Annotated in this window: 21 protein-coding genes; 12 read left to right on the plus strand and 9 right to left on the minus strand. The window is 64.5% G+C overall.

The window, feature by feature from the left end; all coding sequences use genetic code 11:
- Positions 1-29 precede the first annotated feature (29 nt).
- The 9 genes from J7D54_RS02125 to J7D54_RS02165 form a co-directional block, all read right to left on the minus strand.
- Positions 30-1,115, minus strand: coding sequence for a sugar ABC transporter substrate-binding protein (locus tag J7D54_RS02125; protein ID WP_076062631.1), 1,086 nt, complete (start codon positions 1,113-1,115; stop codon positions 30-32).
- Between the two features lie 315 nt (positions 1,116-1,430).
- Positions 1,431-2,600 (minus strand): Xaa-Pro peptidase family protein, encoded by a 1,170-nt coding sequence (locus J7D54_RS02130; RefSeq protein ID WP_256437887.1) that lies wholly within the window; start codon positions 2,598-2,600, stop codon positions 1,431-1,433.
- Positions 2,601-2,780: 180 nt separating this feature from the next.
- Positions 2,781-3,458 (minus strand): fructose-6-phosphate aldolase, encoded by a 678-nt coding sequence (locus J7D54_RS02135; RefSeq protein WP_182762548.1) that lies wholly within the window; start codon positions 3,456-3,458, stop codon positions 2,781-2,783.
- 178 nt (positions 3,459-3,636) lie between these two features.
- The gene (locus tag J7D54_RS02140; protein WP_182763332.1) at positions 3,637-4,428 is read right to left on the minus strand and encodes a maleylpyruvate isomerase family mycothiol-dependent enzyme; all 792 of its coding nucleotides are present in this window, start codon (positions 4,426-4,428) and stop codon (positions 3,637-3,639) included.
- A gap of 2 nt (positions 4,429-4,430) precedes the next feature.
- Positions 4,431-5,267, minus strand: a complete 837-nt coding sequence (locus J7D54_RS02145; RefSeq protein ID WP_182762546.1) for a fumarylacetoacetate hydrolase family protein — start codon at positions 5,265-5,267, stop codon at positions 4,431-4,433.
- Entirely contained in the window at positions 5,264-6,367 is a 1,104-nt protein-coding gene (locus tag J7D54_RS02150) for a cupin domain-containing protein (protein ID WP_182762545.1), read from the minus strand. Before J7D54_RS02150 ends, J7D54_RS02145 begins: the two co-directional genes overlap by 4 nt.
- A 36-nt stretch (positions 6,368-6,403) precedes the next feature.
- Positions 6,404-7,180, minus strand: coding sequence for an SDR family oxidoreductase (locus J7D54_RS02155; protein ID WP_182762542.1), 777 nt, complete (start codon positions 7,178-7,180; stop codon positions 6,404-6,406).
- Positions 7,177-7,614, minus strand: a complete 438-nt coding sequence (locus tag J7D54_RS02160) for a cupin domain-containing protein (RefSeq protein ID WP_182762540.1) — start codon at positions 7,612-7,614, stop codon at positions 7,177-7,179. The genes J7D54_RS02155 and J7D54_RS02160 overlap by 4 nt, the downstream gene beginning before the upstream one ends.
- 9 nt (positions 7,615-7,623) lie before the next feature.
- Positions 7,624-8,013, minus strand: coding sequence for an NIPSNAP family protein (locus J7D54_RS02165; RefSeq protein WP_182762538.1), 390 nt, complete (start codon positions 8,011-8,013; stop codon positions 7,624-7,626).
- 159 nt (positions 8,014-8,172) lie between these two features.
- On the opposite strand from J7D54_RS02165, the gene J7D54_RS02170 reads away from it, so the two are divergent.
- The 12 genes from J7D54_RS02170 to J7D54_RS02225 all read left to right on the plus strand — a co-directional run bounded on the left by J7D54_RS02170 (position 8,173) and on the right by J7D54_RS02225 (position 19,822).
- Complete coding sequence (locus J7D54_RS02170) at positions 8,173-8,937, plus strand: IclR family transcriptional regulator (protein WP_182762536.1); 765 nt, start codon at positions 8,173-8,175, stop codon at positions 8,935-8,937.
- Between the two features lie 54 nt (positions 8,938-8,991).
- Positions 8,992-9,837: an EamA family transporter gene (locus J7D54_RS02175; protein WP_182762534.1), complete on the plus strand. Its 846-nt coding sequence runs from the start codon at positions 8,992-8,994 to the stop codon at positions 9,835-9,837.
- Positions 9,838-10,111: 274 nt separating this feature from the next.
- The gene (locus tag J7D54_RS02180) at positions 10,112-11,356 is read left to right on the plus strand and encodes an ABC transporter substrate-binding protein (protein ID WP_182762533.1); all 1,245 of its coding nucleotides are present in this window, start codon (positions 10,112-10,114) and stop codon (positions 11,354-11,356) included.
- 60 nt (positions 11,357-11,416) lie between these two features.
- Positions 11,417-12,277: a branched-chain amino acid ABC transporter permease gene (locus tag J7D54_RS02185; RefSeq protein ID WP_182762531.1), complete on the plus strand. Its 861-nt coding sequence runs from the start codon at positions 11,417-11,419 to the stop codon at positions 12,275-12,277.
- A 4-nt stretch (positions 12,278-12,281) separates the two neighbouring features.
- Positions 12,282-13,313, plus strand: coding sequence for a branched-chain amino acid ABC transporter permease (locus J7D54_RS02190; RefSeq protein ID WP_182762529.1), 1,032 nt, complete (start codon positions 12,282-12,284; stop codon positions 13,311-13,313).
- On the plus strand, positions 13,310-14,089 hold the full coding sequence (locus tag J7D54_RS02195; protein WP_209455243.1) for an ABC transporter ATP-binding protein: 780 nt from the start codon (positions 13,310-13,312) through the stop codon (positions 14,087-14,089). Before J7D54_RS02190 ends, J7D54_RS02195 begins: the two co-directional genes overlap by 4 nt.
- Positions 14,086-14,781, plus strand: a complete 696-nt coding sequence (locus tag J7D54_RS02200; RefSeq protein ID WP_182762527.1) for an ABC transporter ATP-binding protein — start codon at positions 14,086-14,088, stop codon at positions 14,779-14,781. Before J7D54_RS02195 ends, J7D54_RS02200 begins: the two co-directional genes overlap by 4 nt.
- Positions 14,781-15,503, plus strand: coding sequence for an SDR family NAD(P)-dependent oxidoreductase (locus tag J7D54_RS02205; protein WP_182762526.1), 723 nt, complete (start codon positions 14,781-14,783; stop codon positions 15,501-15,503). Before J7D54_RS02200 ends, J7D54_RS02205 begins: the two co-directional genes overlap by 1 nt.
- 44 nt (positions 15,504-15,547) lie before the next feature.
- Positions 15,548-16,312 (plus strand): SDR family NAD(P)-dependent oxidoreductase, encoded by a 765-nt coding sequence (locus J7D54_RS02210; RefSeq protein ID WP_182762524.1) that lies wholly within the window; start codon positions 15,548-15,550, stop codon positions 16,310-16,312.
- Positions 16,309-17,103: an NAD(P)-binding domain-containing protein gene (locus J7D54_RS02215; protein ID WP_182762521.1), complete on the plus strand. Its 795-nt coding sequence runs from the start codon at positions 16,309-16,311 to the stop codon at positions 17,101-17,103. The genes J7D54_RS02210 and J7D54_RS02215 overlap by 4 nt, the downstream gene beginning before the upstream one ends.
- Positions 17,103-17,825, plus strand: coding sequence for an SDR family NAD(P)-dependent oxidoreductase (locus J7D54_RS02220; protein ID WP_182762519.1), 723 nt, complete (start codon positions 17,103-17,105; stop codon positions 17,823-17,825). The genes J7D54_RS02215 and J7D54_RS02220 overlap by 1 nt, the downstream gene beginning before the upstream one ends.
- A gap of 116 nt (positions 17,826-17,941) precedes the next feature.
- Positions 17,942-19,822 carry a hypothetical protein gene (locus J7D54_RS02225; protein WP_182762517.1) on the plus strand — a complete coding sequence of 627 codons (1,881 nt, stop codon included), beginning with the start codon at positions 17,942-17,944 and terminating at the stop codon, positions 19,820-19,822.
- Positions 19,823-19,922 lie beyond the last annotated feature (100 nt).

Raw genomic sequence — 19,922 nt, forward strand, 5'->3', positions numbered from 1 at the left:
GGAATCCCGCCCGCCCACACGGCGGCCGGTCAGCCCAGCCAGCTCCAGTTCTGCCAGTCGTAGTCGGCGACGTTGGCCGGCGTGATGGCCTCAGGCTTGGGGAGGTCGTACTGCTCGGGCATCTCTTCGCCCTCGGCCATGGACTTCCACAGGGCGTCCATCGCGGTGTAGCCCAACACGACGGGATCCTGGAGAACCTCCCCGATCCACGACTCGTTGCCGTCCTGGATGTACTGGAGGACTTCCTTATCGCCCGCGATACCCACGAACTTGATCTCGGCTGCCCGGTTGGCGCCAACGGCAGCGTTGTAAGCACCGATGACCTCTGCGTCGTTGTGGCCGGCCACCAGGTCAATGACAGGCTCGCGCTGCAGAACGTTCTCCATGAGGCTCTGCGCAGAGTTGCGGTCGCCACCGCCGGTGTCGCCTTCCTCGATGATCTTGGCGTCCGGGAAGGCCTCGAGAACCACCTTGCTGAAGCCCTCGAAGCGGTCGATGCTCACCTCGCCGGAGGTGGGGACGGAGATGTAGACGATGGTCGGGTCCTTCTTGCCGGCGCTCTCGAAGTAGTCGACGGCGACCTGGCCTGCCGTTTCGCCCAGCGCCACCATGTCGTGGCCCACGAAGGTGTTCCAGACGGCGTCTGCCGGGTCGTCGGGCTGCTGCGGGTAGTCACCCACCACGAACTGGGTGCCGTTGCGCTTGTGCAGGTCAACCATGGTGGGGATGATTGCGCGGGAGTCGGTGGGGAAGACGACGATGCCCTTGGCGCCTGCGGCAACAAGATTCTCCAGGTTGGAGATGTTGGTCTGGATATCCTGCTGGCTGTCTTCGAACTGGAAACGGACCTTCGCCTCAGGGTTCTCCTCGGCCCACTTCTCCATGCCTTCCTGAGCGCCCAGGAACCAGGCGTACTGGAGGGTGAAGATGCTGCCGCCGATGAGGGTCTCGTCCTCGCCGAAGACGTGCCCGTCCGAGCCTGCTGCCTCGGTGGTGCTGGTCGTCGTGCCGTTGGCGGGTTCGGTGGCCGTGGGGTCGCTTGTCGCGTTTCCGCAGGCCGTGAGGGTTAGGGCTCCAGCGGCCAGCATGGCCACTGCTGCAGACTTGAGTCGCATAACTGCTCCATTCATGAAATGGGTGGCGGGTCGGCTTCGGACCAACCCAGAGGTAGTGGCCGTGGAAGGTGCTCCCACGGTCTGGGTGCGACAGGAGGTTTCCGGTCGGGGAACGATCGGACCGCCGTCGTTGGCAGGCTTCCTCGTCCGTTACGTGCGGTCCTTGCGGACCTGGCTAGGTGCCCTTCGATGTGTCGGGCGTTGTGCCTTGCGGTGCTGCATTGCTCTGCAAGGAGCTTGGGTGGTGCACCTTCTCAGATGCGGGCGATGGGGCTGGTGTGCGGCCTGGGGGAGGGCGGCCGCACACCAGCGGGCTCAGATACCGACTTCGTAGATCGTGCCGATCTGGTTGGCGAGGAAGTCCACTCCGCCCTCACGGACCACGACCGGCTTCTCCCAGCGAACGCCGAAGTTGGATCCGATGCCGAACGTGTCGAGCTGGAAGGTCATGTTGGGCTTCAGGGTGTACTCGGAGCTGGTCTCCATCCACGGTGCCTCTACCTCGGTGAGGCCGAGGCCGTGAGCAGGGCCGTAGACGTAGGCGTCCTTACGGCCGGCGTCCAGGAACTTCTGCTCGTAGTCGCGGGCGATCTCGCCGGCGACGCGGCCGGCCGCGAACTCACGCTCCGTCCACATGTGCATCTCGAGGATGAAGTCCACGATGTCCTTCTTCTCGCCCTTGAGCGGGCCGAGGGAGACGGGCAGCCCGATGGCGGGGCTGTAACCATCCACCGCGGCAGACAGGTTGAGCTGGATGATGTCGCCCGGCTTGAGGACCCGATAGCCGGAGCGGGAGATAGCGTGCTTGGTGCTCTCCTCGGCGAAGCAGTACTGGGGGAGACCCTCGTACTCCGCACCGTTCTCGTACATCGACTTCTGCGCCACGCCGACGAGTTGGAGCTCGGTCATTCCCGGGCGGATGGCGGCGATGACGTCTTGGACGGCGAGATCGGTGATGCGGCCGGCCTCCCTGAGACAGGCCACCTCCGCGTCGGACTTGACCGAACGTAGCTCAACCATGATGTCGCGGGCATCGACGAGTTCCGCACCGGGGAAATTGCTCTGGAGGGAGTTCCAGACCACCACGTTGGTGTCGAGAATGGAGCACACGCCGATCCGCAGCTGCTGGCCACTGATGCCGAGGTGGCCGAAGACGTCCTGGAACGTCTGGAGGCTGAGGTGCGGGTAGGCGGGGTCTGCGGCTTCGCGGTACTCCGCCAAGACGAAGATGTCCTGGATTGCGGCGGTGTCCTTGGCGAAGATGTCCGACTCAGGGCCCACAAGGAGCGCGGTCTTGCCATCGGGGTTGATGGCGACGCCGGCGCGCTCGAAGACCGGCCAAAAACCACTGAAGTACCGGGCGTTGGCGTAATCGGCCTCGTTTCCGTAGAGGAGCAAGGCATCCAGGTTCCGCTCTCGCATCAACTCTCCGGCACGCTTGGCCCGATCAGCGTATTCGCTGGCTGGGATCCGGATTCTTTCCACGACGTGATCTCCTTTGATTCGTCCGACTTGGGACAACTTCGTCCAGTTGCACAAACGTTTGCGCAACGTCGTGACGCCAACGTTAGGACACGTCTTCCAGGGTTGTCAACCAGTTTGAGCAAACGATTGTTCCGCAGGGCAAATTGGTTTCACCGCGAGGCGCTCTGCGGAGCCGGGTGTCTACTCGAAAGGCAGTTCGGTGGTGCCGTGAATCTCTTCCCAGTCGTCGACGAAGCGGTCCACCGCGGTGATGATGTCGGGCGCGGACAGCGCCTGCTGCAACAGCTGCGGCGACAGCGTCACCGCGTCGGCGCCGCTCTGCAGTGCGTGCGACACCTGAGCGATGTTCTTGAAGCTGGCCGCCATGATCTTGCTCGGGGCGTCGAATCGCTTGATGAAGCCGGCCAAGGCCTCGATGGTCTCGCGGGTGTTGATGTCGATCGACTGCATCCGGTTGTAGTACGGCGCCAGGTAGTCGACACCCGAGGCGATGGCCAGGAAGCCCTGTGTCTTGGAGTAGATGGCGGTGGCGGTCACCTTCACGCCTTCGCTCTTGAGGATGCGCATGGCGTGGAGACCGGCCTCGGTGAGGGGGATCTTGGGGTAGACGTTGGCGTCAATCTTGTCCAGCAGGCGGTGGGCCTCGTCGACCATGCCCTGGGTTTCCTTGGACAGCACCTGCACGTGGAGGGTGCGGTTGGGGCCGATGATCGAGCGGATCTGGCGGAAGTGCGCGTAGAAGTCGATCTTGCCCTCGCTCTTGAGGATCGACGGGTTGGTGGTCACCCCGGTGACAGGGTAGATCGGCGTGAGCCGCTCGATGTCGTCCAGGTTGGCCGTGTCGAACAGGATGTCCATGACTGTGCCTTTCGGGTGAGGGGGGCCCTGGGGATATCCAACCACGCGGCCCGCGGCTTCGCAGGTGAGCGGGTGGTGGGCAGTTGCCCAACTTGGAGCCCACACGGGAGCGGGGTTCACTCCCGGCGGGGCTACAGACAGGAGGACCCCCTCGAAAGGGGGTCCTCCTCATCTTCGTCTACAACCACTCCGGCAGCGTCGGCAGAGCACCGCCCGCCGCCGCCAGCCGCCGATCACCTCGGCCCGTCATCCAGCGCACGGCGTCTGGCAGTGTGCCGCTGACAATTGGACCCTCACCCGACCCAATGGTGAAGGTCCTGCCCGTCTCCTGGAGTTGGAGGGTGAACGCTGGCTCTGGTCCGCGTCGTTCCCACGAGTCGATTACGTCTCGCAACAGTGCCTCAAGGAAGTCGGTGGGGAAGTCCAGAAAGGATCCGCCGTTGTCCAGGTCCACGGCGTGAACCCACACCTCTCGTGCCCGCATGAAGGCCGTCTCGGTGACCGGCACCTGGCGGCCCCGAGCCGTGCGAACAGGGCGCTCCCATGCGGCGTCGGCCAGATCGCGCCACATCACATTGAGATGCACGGCGGAGTGATCGAACAGGTGGCGAAGCGCGCGGCTGGGGAGGGTGGCGCCACGGTCGATCTCGTGATTGCGCGCCTCGGGGGAGGAATACATCGGAGTCTCCACGCCCGTCTCGGCCCATTCGCAAAGGCGGGCAAGCGCCCTGGCGTTGTAGCCCACGTGTGCCACCACGTGCGCCCTTGACCAGCCGGGCAACAACGACGGCTGGGCCAGGTCGGCGTCCCGGAGACTGCGGAGCAGGCGCGCGAAGTATGCCGTCCCGACTCGCGCCCACCGCAGCGCATCGTGGGGCGCCGCGTCCGAGTCGGCTCGTGCCCCTTGGCCCTGCCGAAGCCGCAGTTCCGCCAGCGCGTCGGACAGGTCATCGCGACCCTGCACAGGCATCGTCAACGTCCCGAGTCTTCCGCAACGACTTGGTTCGTGAGCTCCCCGATCCCGTCGATGGCGACGCTGACCTGCTGACCCGGAACCAGGTAGCGGGCCGGCTTGTGAGCGTGACCCACGCCGCCGGGCGTCCCAGTCGCAATCAGATCCCCGGGATTGAGTGTGAAGATCGTTGAGATGTACTGGACGAGGGCGGCAGCGTCGAAAACGAGGTCGTCGATCGACGCCCTCTGAACCTCTTCGCCGTCGACGCGTGTAACGAGCGATGCGTGAGGAGACAGCTCGTCCGCCGTGACGATGACGGGGCCGATCGGCGTGCTGTTCTCCCAGGTCTTGCCTTGGAACCACTGGGGCGTCCGGTATTGGTAGTCCCGCATAGTGATGTCGTTCATGATCGTGTAGCCGAAGATGGCGTCCTCGGCCTCGTCGCGGCAGGCGCGGCGCACCTGTTTTCCGACGACCACCACAAGTTCCCCCTCCCAATCGATCGACGACGATTCTGGGGGCACCTGGATCGGGTCCTTCGGCCCGATGAGGGCCTCGGGGACCTTGGTGAAAAGGGTGGGGAACTCGGGCAACTCTCGGCCCATCTCCAGGATGTGCGTGCGGTAGTTGAGGCCGACGCAGATGACCTTGCCCGGCTTGAGGATCGGCGGGGCCAACTGGGCACTGCGTAGGTCGTGGACGCGTTCGGTGACGCCCCCATCGGTGTCTAGAGCAACGCCGCTGACGATCAGGGACGCGACGTCAGCATGACTGCCGGGCACTTCGATGACCTCCTCTCCTTGGATGCGCACAGCTCGGGTTTCATCTCCGAGGCGGAGTGTTGCCAGTTTCATCGTTCGGTTCCTTCGATGTGGGTTCGTGCAAAGTGAAGGCGCTCCATGATGGGCGCATCGGAAAAGCGGAACAGGTCGAGAGTGGTGTCGGCGTGGAGCGACCAGGGCACCCACGACGGGATCACGAAGATGTCGCCCTTCTCGAGATTCCTTGTCTCACCGTCCATCAGGATGGTCCCGGATCCTTCGAACACCTGGAAGGCACTCGTGCCGACTTCCCTTTTGACTGCCGTCGTCGTCCCGGGCCGCAGGCGATGGAATTCTGCCCGGATGGTCGGCATCACGTCACCCCCGGTGGTGGGGTTGATGTACCGGATCGCGGCATGCCCGGGCGCCACGGTGGCGGGCTGGCCCTCCTCCTCGAGCAGCAACTGCTCGGTCAGCGCCCGATCCGTGTGCTCCCATCGGTAAGCAGCCAGGGGCGAGGAAATGGTCTCTTCGAGGGCAGACACGGGCCGGACCCCAGGGTGAGCCCAGAGCCGTTCGCCACGTGAGAAGCGCGGTGAGGATTCGTCGGTCACCCGCTCGGAGCCGTACTCGAAGAAGCCGACGTCGTTGTGGTACGAGAACGGGATGTCCAGGCCATCAAGCCAAGCCATGGGCTGATCGGAGCTGTTGTAGTGCCCGTGGAAGTTCCAGCCTGGGGTAATCAGGAAGTCCCCGCGGGACATCCTCACCGGATCCCCGTTGACGACGGTCCATACCCCTTCGCCTTCGATCACGAACCGGAAGGCGTTCTGGGCGTGCCGGTGTTCAGGTGCCGTTTCCCGCGGCCCCAAGTACTGCACGGCGCACCAGAGCGTCGGGGACAGGTACGCCTTCCCTTCCATCCCGGGGTTCGCAAGCCCGATGGCTCGGCGCTCTCCGCCGCGGCCAACTGGGACGAGGTCCCCCGAGCGCTGGGCAAGCGGATAGAGAGTCGCCCACCTCCATATGTGGGGCCGGGCTTTGGGTCGCGGTTCCATGGGCATGAGGTCTGCGATCTGCGTCCACAAGGGGATCAGATCGTTCTCGGCGAAACTCTCGTAGAGATCCTCGAGCGCAGCTTCGTCCTCGTCGAACGGGGGAGAATCGTCGGGTTCGCCATCACGGGTAAACATTTGTGTTCCTTTCACGCTCTTCCAGTTGAGGGGTGGCTAGTAGCCCCGGGCTTGACCACCGTCGATGTTGATTGCGGTGCCGGTGATGTGCCGAGCCTGCTCAGAGGCCAGGAAGCCGATCAACGCCGCGACATCATCCACTGATGCGGGATGGCCTGTCGGGATTGCCGAGATCAGTTCATGACGGGCTCTGTCCAGGTCGGCACCGGTCCTGGCCGCATGCGCGGCGACCAGCCCGTCCCAGCGCCCTGTCTGGGTTGGGCCGGGACAGACGGCATTGACGGTGACACCGCTGGCCGCGGCGCTTCGGGACGTGGCCTGGCTCACGGCGATGAGGGCAGCGTTCACCGTGCCTGGGACGACCATCCAGGGATCCGGTTCCTTGCCCGCGGTTCCTGCCACGTTGATGATGCGCCCGAAGCCGTTGGCCTCCATGCCTGGGAGGACAGCCCGCATCATGCGCACGGCCCCGAGAACCTTGGTCTGGAAGGCGCCAAGCCACTGATCGTCGCTGATGTCCCCGATCTCGCCGGACTGCGCGCTTCCGGCCGAGTTGACCAGGATGTCGATGGAACCGTAACGCGCTTGCAGGGCTGCCCATCCTTCGCTGACGGCTGCGGCATCGCCGACGTCAAGTAGGAGAGTGTCGACGGTGGCTGCCGCCTCCTGAAATTGCTCGGCCGCGTGCCGCAGTCGGTCAGCATCCCTGCCGGCCAGGACCACGACGGCGCAGCGCTGCGCCAGGTGGTGGGCGGTCGCGAGCCCGATACCCGCTGAACCGCCCACGACGAGAGCCGTGCGGCCGGCGCTCACGAGCGTCGGTACCCGTCCAGGTCAGAATCCTCGACGTCGTCCAGGTTGAACACCAGGTTCTCGGGGGTCCGGGTGGTGAGCCAAATGAGATCATCTGTGGTGGACATGTTGCATTCGACATGCGGCATGAACGGCGGTACCCAGACCCAGTCTCCCTCCTCCATGTCCACGTACTGGGCGTAATCGGGTCCGTAGTAGATGCGTCCCTTGCCCTTCAAGACATAGCCTCCGGTCTCGGCTTCCCCATGATGGTGCGGGAGCGACCGGTAGCCGGGCTTGTTGGTGACCTTGCCGAACCACAGCTTGGTCGCCGGCGTGTGCTGCGGACCGACACCCGATACTCGGATGCAGTCACCGGACTGCAGGGTCTGCGTGTCCTCCTGCCCGGCTCGCGTGACCTGCGGGACGTCGTCCCATCGGAGTTCTTCTGTCATGTGCTGGTCCTATCTCTTGGTGGTTGACGCGTTTGCGCGAAGACTGTCGGGGAGTGGGGAGAACCGCGTCGGGTACATGATCCGGTTCTCCATGGTGGCGATCATTGGGCGGATGATGGACAGGCACTCCAGCCATTGCGGGTCCTTGGCCAAGAGCGCGCGTCTTCGCCGCCGGTCCTCCAGATCGGAGTACGTCCACAGGTGGACCAGCTGATTCTGGGTGCCGAACTCCGTCACGAAGTAGCCCAAGAAGCCTTCGAGGATCCGGAGCTGAACGGGGAGTCCCAGTCGCTCGTAGGTTGACAGGTAATCCCTGAGTGAGGACCCGGTGTGCAAGACGTAGGTCCTCTCTTCAACGACCGCACTGCCGTCGGAAATTGGAGTGTTTGTTGGATCCACAGAGCCTCCTTGTTCGGTGGTCCAGGGGTGCTCCCCCCGAGTGCGACCATGGTGCCACGGGGTCCCGAGCAGCAGAAGTACTAGGGGGGAAACTTCCGCACAGCGGAAAGCCCCGCGCAGAATCGCTTGTTCCGAGCTCTTGGTTGCTAGCATCGCCGCATGGCAGAGACGCTAGATTCAGTCGCCAAGGCACTTGACGTCCTTCGACTCCTGGAGGACGGGGAGACCTATGGCCTGGCAGAGGTGGCGAAACGCCTGGGCATCAGTTCCTCGCGCGCCCATCGGCTTCTGGCAACACTCGAAGAGTCGTCCTTCATCCGTCGTTCCGCAGACCGGAAGTACCGGCTCACTTTTGGCGGGGGGACGGCGCCCATCACCGGGGTCGAGATCAGCTCCGTGATCGAGTTCGCCTTTCCCATCATGGCCCGCGTGCGCGACGAGTCGGGCGAAACCGTCCACCTCTGCCTGCTCGGGGGAAGGAGCATCTACTACCTCGCACTGGCCGAGTCCCCGCACATGATGAGGACGACAAGCCACGTCGGCAAACGGCTACCGGCTTACTCCACCGCGGTGGGCAAGTGCCTCCTCGCGTATCGCCCGGAGGAGGAGATCATCCGCCTCTACGGGAGGGGAGGGCTGCCCAAGCTGACCCAGAACACCATCGTCGATGTCAAGACGCTCCTGGAGCAATTGAGGGAATGTCGGAAGAACGGCTACGGCCGGCAGCACTCCGAGGTCGAGGAAGGTATCGCAGCGCTCGCCGTCCCTTTGTTCTTCGGGAGTGAACTCCCGGTCTTCTCCCTGTCGGTCAGCGGACCGACTTCGAGGTTCAACCCGCGGCAGCGGAAATCCTTGACGCCCGTCGAGCAGAAGCACCTCGCCTTGCTTCACAAAGCGGCGGGTCAGATCAGTGCAGCAGTCTGAGGCCCACCGCGATGGGCGGGCCTGGCTTTGAGTGGCCGTGACGTCGCGGCTGCCATGGTGGTGGTGATCATTTGGGGGATCAATTTCCTCGCAGTGTCGTCCGTCTCAGACTTCTACCCACCGTTGCTCGGCGCAGCGCTCAGGTTCGTACCGCTGGCTCTGCTGGCGATGGTGTTTCTGCCGAAGCCGCGGGGCTCCTGGAGGTGGGTTGTCCAGTATGGACTGTGGATCGGAACGGGGCAGTTCGGCCTCCTGTATGTCGGTATGGCGATGGGGGTGCCACCTGGATTGGCGTCCGTCGTGGTCCAGATCTCGGCCCCCCTGACGGTGCTCTTGGCCTCACTGCTCCTGAACGAGCCGCTGAGCCGTCTGGCGCTCGTCGGCACGGGCGTGGCGCTCGGTGGCATCGGCGTGATTGCCTGGGATCGTATGTCAGCAGGGGCTGCGCTGCCTCTGATCCTCGTGGTAGCCGGTGCAGCAAGTTGGGCCGGTGGCAACGTCGTGGGACGCATGGCGCGAGAGGTGCGGCCGCTGCACCTCGCGATGTGGATGACAGTCGTTCCGCCGGTCCCCCTTCTTGTCCTGTCCGTGTTGTTCGAGGGCACTGCTGCCATCCACCGGGCCTGGGATTCTGCCCTGACGGTGGCTGCTGTGCCCGCAAACATCGGACTCCTGTTCACCGCGTTCGGCGCAAGCGGCGTCGCCTACATTCTCTGGACTGGACTGCTGGCAAGGAATCCTTCCAGTCGGGTCGCTCCCTTCTCACTTCTCGTGCCCGTCGTCGGCATGCTGGCGGCCTGGCTCGTTCACGGGGAGGTTCCCACGTTCTTCGCAGCGGTGGGTGGCGCTCTTCTCCTCGCCGGGGCCGCTCTGGCCCTTGCACCGGGCCTGCGGCGCTGACGGGCCGGCCCTCAGCGGCTCCTCGGAAGTGCCCCTAGAGTACCCTTTAGGCCGCTCACATCGGGTTTGATCGCTACTACAAGTTGTCGCTGAGCGACAATCACAAACTCAGCTTTCCGTAGAGCGGGAATTCGCTTCCCGCAGAGCGAAAATGCAGAGTTCGGTGCTGTTGCCTAGTGGAAACAGTGTGCAAAGCTGCACCATCCGCACCAGCAAGCCAGGTGATCCACAGGCAGCGGTGTGAACTTCAACACAAAGTAGTGAGGAGTTTTTTATGAAGCTTTCCAAGATTCCGGGGGCCCCCCTGGTCGCTATGGCGACTGTGGCGGCTCTCGCGCTCTCCGCCTGTGCAGGCGGAGCCACGGGTGACTCTGGCGACGGCCCGATCGTCATGGGGCTCGACACCGCTCTCTCAGGGGCGATCGGTGAACTGGGTGAACAGAACCAGCGCGGCATCGAGCTCTTCCTTGAGGAACTCAATGACGGCGGAGGCGTGCTGGACCGGCAGGTTGAACTCATCACCCGCGACAACGCGGCCGATCCCGCCACCGCGACCACCAACGTTCGCAACCTGATCACCGACGACGAGGTCGTCGGGCTGTTCGGCCCCGTGTCGAGCGCAACGGGTGTGGCTCAATCCACGCTCGCCACGCAGATGGAGATCCCGCTGATCAACACCATCGCAAACGACATCGCGCTCACGACCACCGACTACTCCGACTGGGTCTTCCAGTTCGTGCCCAACACGCATATGGAAGCCACGGCGGTGGCGGAGTACGTCATCAAGGCCAACGAGGGCAAGACTGGCCTGAAGGTCGCCACCATCGCGCCCGACTACAACCAGGGCCGCACGACGGTCGGCGAGTTCGGTGCGCGGATCGAGGAGGCAGGGGTGGGCGAAGTCGTCAACTCCCAGTTCCCGGCACTCGGCACCACGGATTTCAGTTCCGAGATCACCGCGATCCTCTCCTCGGACCCGGACATTGTCTTCGCGGTCATCTCAGGTGCGGACCTCGTGACCTGGACCCGTCAGGCCGAGTCCTATGGGTTGTTCGATCAGGCGGAAGTCGTCGCGCCCTACGGCTGGAACCTCCTGGAAGTGCTCGGGGAGGACATTCCCGACGGCGTCGTGACGTACGCCCGCGCTCCCTTCCATGCCATGGACGACGCCGCTGTCCAGGAGTTTGCCCAGAAGTACCACGAGAAGTACGAAGAGTGGCCCACCGACTGGTCGCTTCTTGGCTACAGCGGTGCGCAACTCTGGGCCCAAGCAGTGGAAGAGGCCGGCTCTGTCGAACCGCAGGCGGTGCGCGACTCGCTCGCCGGGATCACTGCGGACACCCTCCTGGGCGACATCAGTTTCCGCGAGTGTGATCACCAAGCTTCACTCCCCGAATACGTGGGCAAGCTGAGCCCCGAAGTCAACCCGGACTACGGATTCAAGACCTTCGAGGATGTGATGGTCGTCGAGGCGGACAGCGTCATGTTGACCTGCGAGCAGGCCGAAGAGAATCGCTGAGTCGGACAGGGCGCCCCGACGCACACAGCACGGGGCGCCCCCTCTCGGAAGGAGACACTGATGTCAGATATTGTGCTCAGCCTGTTCACCGGTATCAGCACCGCCTCTCTGCTCTTCCTGGTGGGCGCAGGGATGTCCCTCATCTTCGGGGCCATGCGCGTCATTAACCTCGCCCACGGCAGTTTCTACATGCTTGGTGCGTACGGGATCTACGAGATCTCGACCCGTCTCGGGGTCCCCGTGGTCGTTGCGATCCCGCTGGCCGCCGGTGCCGTCTACCTGCTCGCCATGCTCGTCGAGTGGGCGATCATGCGGCGAACCTACGGCAAGGAGCACCTCCTTCAGCTGCTGGCGACGTATGCACTGGTGCTGATCTTCGCGGACCTGGCACTCCTGATCTGGGGCACCACAGCTCGCTCGGTGACACCGCCAGTGAGTGGGAGTTGGAGCTTCTTCGGCGTCCAACTCCCGGCCTACCGGTCCCTCGTGATCCTCACCGCTGTGGTGGTCGGCGTGGTGCTGTGGGCCCTCCTCACAAAGACCCGGCTCGGATGGATGATCCGTGCTGGCAGTGAGAACCCTTCGACGCTTCAGGCGATCGGCTACAACGTTCCCCTTCTCAACACTCTCATCTTCGGCCTCGGCGGGGCACTGGCGGGGCTGGGCGGCGCCATCTATGCGCCAACCGGCGCCGTGGCCCCCGGCTTGGACAATGCGATCCTCATCGAGGCGTTCGTTGTAGCGGTCGTGGGCGGGTTGGGCTCGATCTACGGCGCCGCTGTCATCGCGCTTCTCATCGGCCTTCTTGAAGGCATCGTACTTCTCTTCGCCCCCGACCTTTCCTCAAGCCTCGTGTACATCATCATGATCGTGGCGCTCGGGGTTCGGCCCTGGGGCCTATTCGGAACTCCGGAGCGGTGATCACATGCTCTTCACAAGAAAATCTCCCAAGCGCCGCAGCTTGCCCTACTCCCACCTCGTCATCATTGGCATGACGGCCGTAGCGCTCCTGATTGCCGCGCCGTTCTTCAAGGCGAACGTCGTGCTTCTGCTGCAGCTCGCAGTGGTGTACATGCTCTTCGCCACCGCAACCAACCTGCTGCTGGGATGGACAGGCTTGCTGTCGTTCGGCCAAGCCGTCTTCTTCGGCACAGGGGCCTACACCGTCGCGATCCTGGGTAGGGACAGTGAGCTGCCATTCGCCCTGGTGGTCCTGCTCGGAGCGTTAGTGCCCGGCCTGTTGGCCTTACTGATTGGTCTAGGCGCCCTCCGCACCCGGAAGTTCTACTTCGGGCTCCTCACCCTCGCCTTCACACAGCTCTTCTTCTCTTTGTCTCGTCAGTTCTATGACTTGACGGGCGGAGACACCGGGCTGTTCGGCGGCATGGTCCCGAAGTGGCTGGCCGACCCTGGGACCGCCTTCACGGTGACTGTCATCACCGTGGCGCTCTGTCTGGGCATCTTGTGGGTCATCTCCTTCTCGCCCTATGGACAGACGCTCCGCGCCATCAAGGACAACGCGCAGCGAGCGCGGGCACTTGGTATCTCGGTGTATCGGCAGGAGTTGCTCGCGTTCACGATCTCGGGGCTGTTCTCGGGTATCGCGGGAGTGCTGTTCACGATCGGTCAGCAGGCTGCCTATCCGACCCTCCTCGACTGGCAGACGGCGGGCCTGCCGCTGTTCATGGCGCTGATCGGCGGCATGAACTCCTTCATAGGCCCCGCGATCGGCGCAGCCGTGTTCCTTGTGGGTCGCCAACTGCTCGTCACCTACACCGATCACTGGCAGCTCTTCTTCGGTTCGATCATTCTGCTCTTCGTGCTCTTTGCACCTGGCGGTTTGGCGGGCCTCTGGGGTGACCTGACGGCCCGTCGTACGAGCAAGGACAAAGTTGCGGCTCACGGCGACGCTGATGACGCCGAGGGCGCTATCAAGACGGAAGCACAGGTGAAATGATGCTTGAGACACCGAATGGCGCACCGACCGCCGACGTCGCCCTCCGAGTGCGTGGGCTGGCGGTCTCCTTCCAGGGGTTCCGCGCCGTGGACGGCGTAGACCTCGACGTGCGGAGGGGTTCCGTACATTCCGTCATCGGCCCCAATGGCGCGGGGAAGTCGACACTCTTCAACCTCATCAGCGGCCTCATCAAGCCGACTGACGGATCGGTGGTCTTGGAAGGCCAGGATCTGACCGGGCAGAAACTGCACCAGATCGCGCGGCGCGGTATGAGCCGGGCATTCCAGATCACGAACATTTTTCCGGAGTTCACGGTGATCGAGTCAATCGATCTGGCTGTGAACGTGGCGAAGAAACACTCGAACCGGATGATCCCGTACTCCACGCCGGAAGTCCGCGACCGGGTGGACGAGGTCCTCGAGATGACGGGACTGACGGGCAACCGAAATGCTTTTGCCAAGAACCTGTCACACGGGGACCAGCGAGCATTGGAGATCGCGCTGGCACTGGCAGCCGATCCCACCATCATCCTGCTGGACGAGCCGACGGCGGGAATGGCGAGAAGCGAGACGGACAAGATCATCGACCTGATCCGCGACCTGGTGGATCGGGCGGGCGTCACTGTCCTGTTCTGCGAACATGACGTCCCCACCGTCTTCCGAGTGAGCGACGTGGTGACTGTCATGCACCAGGGAAAGGTCCTCGTCGAGGGGCTCCCGAGCGAGATCGCCGGGAACAAGCAGGTCCGCGAAGTTTATCTGGGAGTTGATGCATGATGCTCGAGTTGCGGAACGTAGACGCCTATTACGGTGAGAGCCAAGCTCTCCATGACGTCACCCTCACGGTCCCCAGCGGCAGTTGCACGGTGCTCCTTGGCCGAAACGGTGCCGGGAAGACCACTACGCTTCGTACGATCATCGGGGAACTGGCGGCCCGCTCGGGAGAGATCCAGTGGGATGGCCAGAACATCACAGGCCTGGCGTCGCACCAACGATCCAAGCGCGGCCTCGCCTACGTGGCCAGCGATTCGTCGATCTTCGCGAAGCTCACGGTCATGCAGAACCTGGCGCTCGCTGCCGGCGCGCATCCGGCCGGGGACTGGAATCGCGACCGCGTATTTGAGTTCTTCCCCAAGCTCAAGCAGCTGATCAACCGACGGGCGGGCGTCCTTTCGGGTGGGGAGCGGCAGATGCTCAAACTGGGCATGGCTCTGTTGACCCAACCGAAGCTCATCCTTCTGGACGAGCCGACGCAAGGGGTCGCGCCCGTCGTGGTCGACCAGATGCGCGAATGGTTGACGGACCTGTTGCAGGGGGGTCTCGCGATCCTCCTGTCTGAGCAGAACGCGTTGTTCGCGAGCAGGCTGGGCACTGATGCCTACATCATCGAAAAGGGAGGCATCGTGGCGCACGGCTCCATTGCCGAGATGACCGATCCGATCATCCTCGACAAGTACCTGGGGGTGTGATGACAGCCAAACATGTTGTCGTCACTGGTGCCGCAGGTGGCATCGGCCGATGGATGGTTCGTGACCTCGTGGACGAAGGCTTCGCCGTCACGGCCATGGACATGAGCGGTGAACGTCTCGACGAGCTGGCGTCGGAGTTCCCAAGCGTGTCCCGGGTTGCGTGCGATGTCACGGACAGCGACCAGGTGGCGGATGCCGTAGACCGAGCCGTAGCGGATCGGGGAGAGATATTCGGCCTCGTCAATCTTGCGGGCACGAACAAGCTGCAACCCCTGGGCCAGATCACCGATGACGACTGGCGGTTCATCATCGACGCCAACCTCACGTCGGCCTTCTACCTATGTCGGGCGGTGGTTCCCCATATGACGGCCGGCGATGCCAGGATCGTCAACACGTCGTCGATCTTCGGCATCCGCGGGGCCGACTATGACGTCCACTACTCCGCAGCGAAGGCGGGCGTGGTCGGCCTCACCCGTGCGCTTGCAACCGAATTGGCGCGGTCCAACATCACGGTCAACTGCGTAGCTCCGATCGTCGTACTGACCGAGCGCGTGAAGAAGATGCCGGAGGAACATCTGGCCATCCAGAAGGCGCGCATCCCTCTAGGACGCTTTTCGAGCGAACAGGACGTTACCGGGACGGTGCTGTTCCTCCTGGGAGAGCGCGGCGCCTTCTACACGGGCCAGACGTTCTCGCCCAACGGTGGGGACACCATGCCATGACGGGGCATTCTGTAGCTGAGAACGAGTCTGCAGCTGATTCGCGTGTGATCATCGTTACGGGAGGCGCTGGCAGCATCGGTTCGGTGATCTGCCGTCGACTTGCAGACCGCGGATTCACCCTAGTAGTTGCCGATGCCAACACGTCACAGGCCAAAATGACTGCTGAAGGGCTGGGGGAACGTCACAGTTTCTTCGGCGGCGACCTGACATCAGAGGATACCAACGCCGCCCTCGTGGACCATGCGGTCGCCCGAGGGACTTTGGTAGGTGTGGTCAACGGGTTGGGCATCTCGCCGAAGCATCCCGACGGAAAACTGGAGATCGGCGAGATCTCCGCCGAGGATTTCATGCGCGTGATGGCGGTGAATGCGTTGGCGCCGTTCCTGTTGAGCAAGCTGGCGTTCCGACGAATGCCGGATGACGGCTCTGCGTCCATCGTGAACATCCTCTCAATCACCACACGCATGGCCTCGGGGGGCCTTCGGACAGCCCAGTTTCCACCCCTGATCTCGTCCGCCTCCCACTACGGTGCATCGAAGGCGGCGCTGCACAATCTGCAGACCACGATGGCCCGCGAGTTCGCGTCGCGTCGCGTACGCGTCAACGGAGTGGCCCCGGGGTTCATCGCGACAGACATGACGCGCACGATCTCCGACGACGAGCGGTCGAGAGTTCTGCGACAGGTTCCCTGGGGACGTGCTGGACGCCCTGAGGACGTGGCCGCTGCGGTCGACTTCCTTATGGGGCCGGACGCTGCCTACTGCACCGGAGCGGTGCTCGACGTCAACGGAGGGTGGTTACCAGCATGATTTGCATGATCGGACTAGGGGCCATGGGGGCGGGGATCGCGTCCCGTTGGGTCGCGGTCGGGCGACAGGTCGTCGGCCTGGAGAGGGACGAACGCCGGGCAGCCGCATGGCAGGAGGAGAGCGGGGCAACCGCATGGGTCGATTTCGACTCTGTCCCGTGGAATGACATCCACACGGTCGCCATCGCGGTCCGGCTCGGCGAGCACGTTCGTGCGGCGCTGGAGGAACTGACTCGTCACATCGCCGGCCGAAACATCTCGGTTTTCGTCTTCTCGACGCTCGGCATTCAGGAGGCTCCTGCCGGTGGCGCAGTCGTACCTTCCGGATGGGCGCTGCATGAGGTACCTGTTTCGGGAGGTCCACAGGCCTGCGTTGACGGGACACTCACGGTGCTCCACGCCGGACCGGCGCTGGAGCCCGAGGACGAAGCGCTGCTTGCGGACATCTCGAACCGCGTTTACTTCTGTGAAGAATACGGCCAGCCAGCCACGTACAAGCTTCTGAACAACTGCATCGGCGCGTTCAACGCGGCGACCTTGGTGAACATGCTGGACCTGGCCCGCAGCCAGGGCGTGTCGTTGCCGACTCTGCTGGACATCGTCGGGGAGTCGTCAGGACAGAGTTGGATGAGCGACAACTTCACGAACTTCCACTATGAGCTTTTGTTGAAGGACGTGGGCCTTCTGAAGGAGGGCGGAGCACAACTTCCTCCATCCGATCTCGGAGACCTCGCGTCGCTGAGCCACCGGATTGAAGTCGCACGCACTTGGGTGAGAGAAGGGCGGTCCTGATGGTGTCTTCGTGGCACAGCCGGCGCGTGGTCGTCACAGGAGCGGCGAGAGGAGTTGGCAAGGCCATAGCTGACCGCCTCGAGCATCGGGGGGCTCATGTCCTTCGAGGCGACATGTCCGCCGTGACGGATGACTCTGGGGGCACGGTCGTTGAGGTCGACGTCACTGATCCCGCCTCGGTCCGCCAACTGTTCCAGAGTGCCTCAGACCAATTTGGGCGTGTCGACGCAGTGATCAACTGCGCGGGCATTCTGGGCCCGGTCGCACCGAGCGAGGACTACCCGTTGGAACACTTCGACAGGGTGGTGGGCGTCAACCTGCGCGGTGCCTTCATTGTCTCGCAGGTTGCGATTCCGCTCCTCCTAGCGGGTCATGCTCCGCGGTTGGTCCACATCGCCTCCATCGCGGGCAAGGAAGGCAATCCCCAGATGGCTGCCTACAGCGCAAGCAAGGCCGGGGTCATCGGTCTGGTGAAGGCGCTGGCAAAGGAGTATGCGGCCACTGGGTTGCTGGTGAATGCTTTGGCTCCTGCTTCGATAGAGACGCCGATGATCGCGGAGATGTCCGAAGCTCGTCGCAATGTGCAACGGTCTCTCGTCCCCATGGGGCGTTTCGGCACCACCGATGATGCGGCCAACGTCCTCGAGTTCATGGCGTCTGAGGAGTGTTCCTTCACCACCGGCTTTGTCTTTGATCTGTCAGGCGGACGCGCCGACTACTGAGGACAGGCCACCCAACCAGAAGGGCGGCGTCAAGGGAGGCGCCTTTCTGCGCCCGTCCTGCAGACGCTCTCAGCGGCTCTGCGCAGGAGACGGGCTCAGTCTCCTATCCTGTGCCGATGCACCGACTCTTCGCCCAGGACTTGCGCCGCAGCCGCACCTACCTGTGGGCCTGGTGGGCGGGCTGGTTCGTGCTCGCCATCCTCTGCGGCCTCGCGCTGGGCGCCATGCAGTTGGGCGACGACGTGGTGCGCCAGCCGCTCGGCTCCACCGGTTACGTGCTGATGGGGCTGTTCCCGGCCTGGCTCGGCACCGTGATCACGCTTCACTGGGCTCCGCGGCTGACGTTCGCCTTCGGGGCTCTGCTCGGCGTCCTGTTCGAGGCCGCGCCGGTGCACGATGACGTGCGGGGCCTCGGCTGGGCGGCCGCCGTGTTCGCCGTCGCGGGGCTCGTCTGGTTCCTCTGGCGCGACTCCCGCAGCACGCCCCACGGCCCGCACGTCGTGCCGGCCAACGGGACGCAGTGGGAGGGCTCCTGGGCGGCCGACGACGCGCGGATCGACGCCAAGGTCGGCGCCCTCGTCGCCGGGGCGTTCGCGCTGCTCACGCTGATCGGGTTGGGCGTGCACTACTTCATGCTCAGCGACGTCGCGGCCTTCGAGGCCCGGGCCGAGCTGGCGTCGGGCACCGTCGTGGAGTTGATCGAGGACCCCTACGAGATGGTGGTGGGGGTTGGCGGGCGGGAGTTCACGTTCGAGCGGTTCTACACCGACGAGGAGCAGGACGAGCCCCAGCCGGGCGAGGCCATCGAGGTGCTGATCGACGGCGACAGGGCCACGCCGGTGGGCCAGGGGCAGGGGAACCCGGCGTTCGTGCTGGGGATCACCGCCGTCGCGCCGCTGCTGGGCGCGGCCATCGGCCTGCGTTTGGGCACGCGTCGGTCGCGGCGTCGCGCACTGCTGGAGCGGGGCGGGCCTTCTGCGACGGTGCGGCTGCTGTGGCTCGAGGAGTTCGATGCGCTCGCGCTGCCGGTGGATGACACCGTGCGCACGCTGCGGCTGATCAACCTCACCGGGTTGCGGGAGCTGGACTTGGGGGAAGAGGACGTGGAAGAGGACCGTCCTTCGACACACCCCACGGATGATGGGCCCGCGTCCGACGACGACGATGGCCCAGAACTGCCGGTCGGCGCGTTCGAGATCGCACAGTTCATCCGGGAGCAGGAGGCCGACGAGTTCGACGACGAGTTCACGGCCGAGGAGCGGGCCAACCTTGAGGCCTTCCTCGGGCCGCAGAGCGCCGCCAACGGCGAGCCGTTCATCCTCGTGGGCAGGTGGGCGCAGGGCTCCACCGTCGCCCTGCTGCGCGAGAGCGGCGAGGTCTGGTTCGCGGAGGTCGCGGCCGGGCGGCCCATCACGGATCGCCGCGCCGTCGTCGAGGCGGGAGTGCCGTCGGTAAAGCATCGGGCCGTCGACCGCACCATGAGGGCGCTGCCCGTCTGGGCGCACCGCAACGCCGGGTGGCTGCGCTGGGCGTTGGCGTGCGGTGCGGGGCTGGTGGCCGTCCTGGCGTTGGCGCTGTTCCTCTGGGGCGAGCCCGTGGAGTGGCCGGTGGTGTTCCTGGTGCTGATGGCCGCGTCGGCGCCGTGGTCGGCGACCCAGTGGTCGGAGGGCCGCATCTCGGCCGCCCCGGCGGGGCTGCGGACGCACGGGGCGTTCCTGGACGAGGTGTACGGGCGGGACCGGGCCACCGTCGTGGTGCCGGTGGATCACTCCGTGGCGGTGCGGTTCGAGCGGCCGGACGAACTCATCAACCTGGGCGTCGACGTGGTGGCGCCGGGGGAGGACCTCACCGCGGAGCAGGCGGCTGAGCGGGTGAGGTTGATGATCTTCCAGTCGCCCGGCACCGGGCGGAGCTACCGGGCGCCGTCGCCCGGGTTGGCTGCCGGGGTGGGAGTGGTGCTGGTGTCGTTGTGGTTGATCTGGCCGCTGGTCGGCTGAATGGGAAAGGACACGGAGCGTTTGCCACAGTCAACGTCACCTGATGGGTGCAGGCGGTAGCGGCGGAGCCCGAGATCGCGCCGAGACCCACCGCTGGAGA

Source organism: Tessaracoccus sp. MC1865 (genome assembly GCF_017815535.1).
GTDB lineage: Bacteria > Actinomycetota > Actinomycetes > Propionibacteriales > Propionibacteriaceae > Arachnia.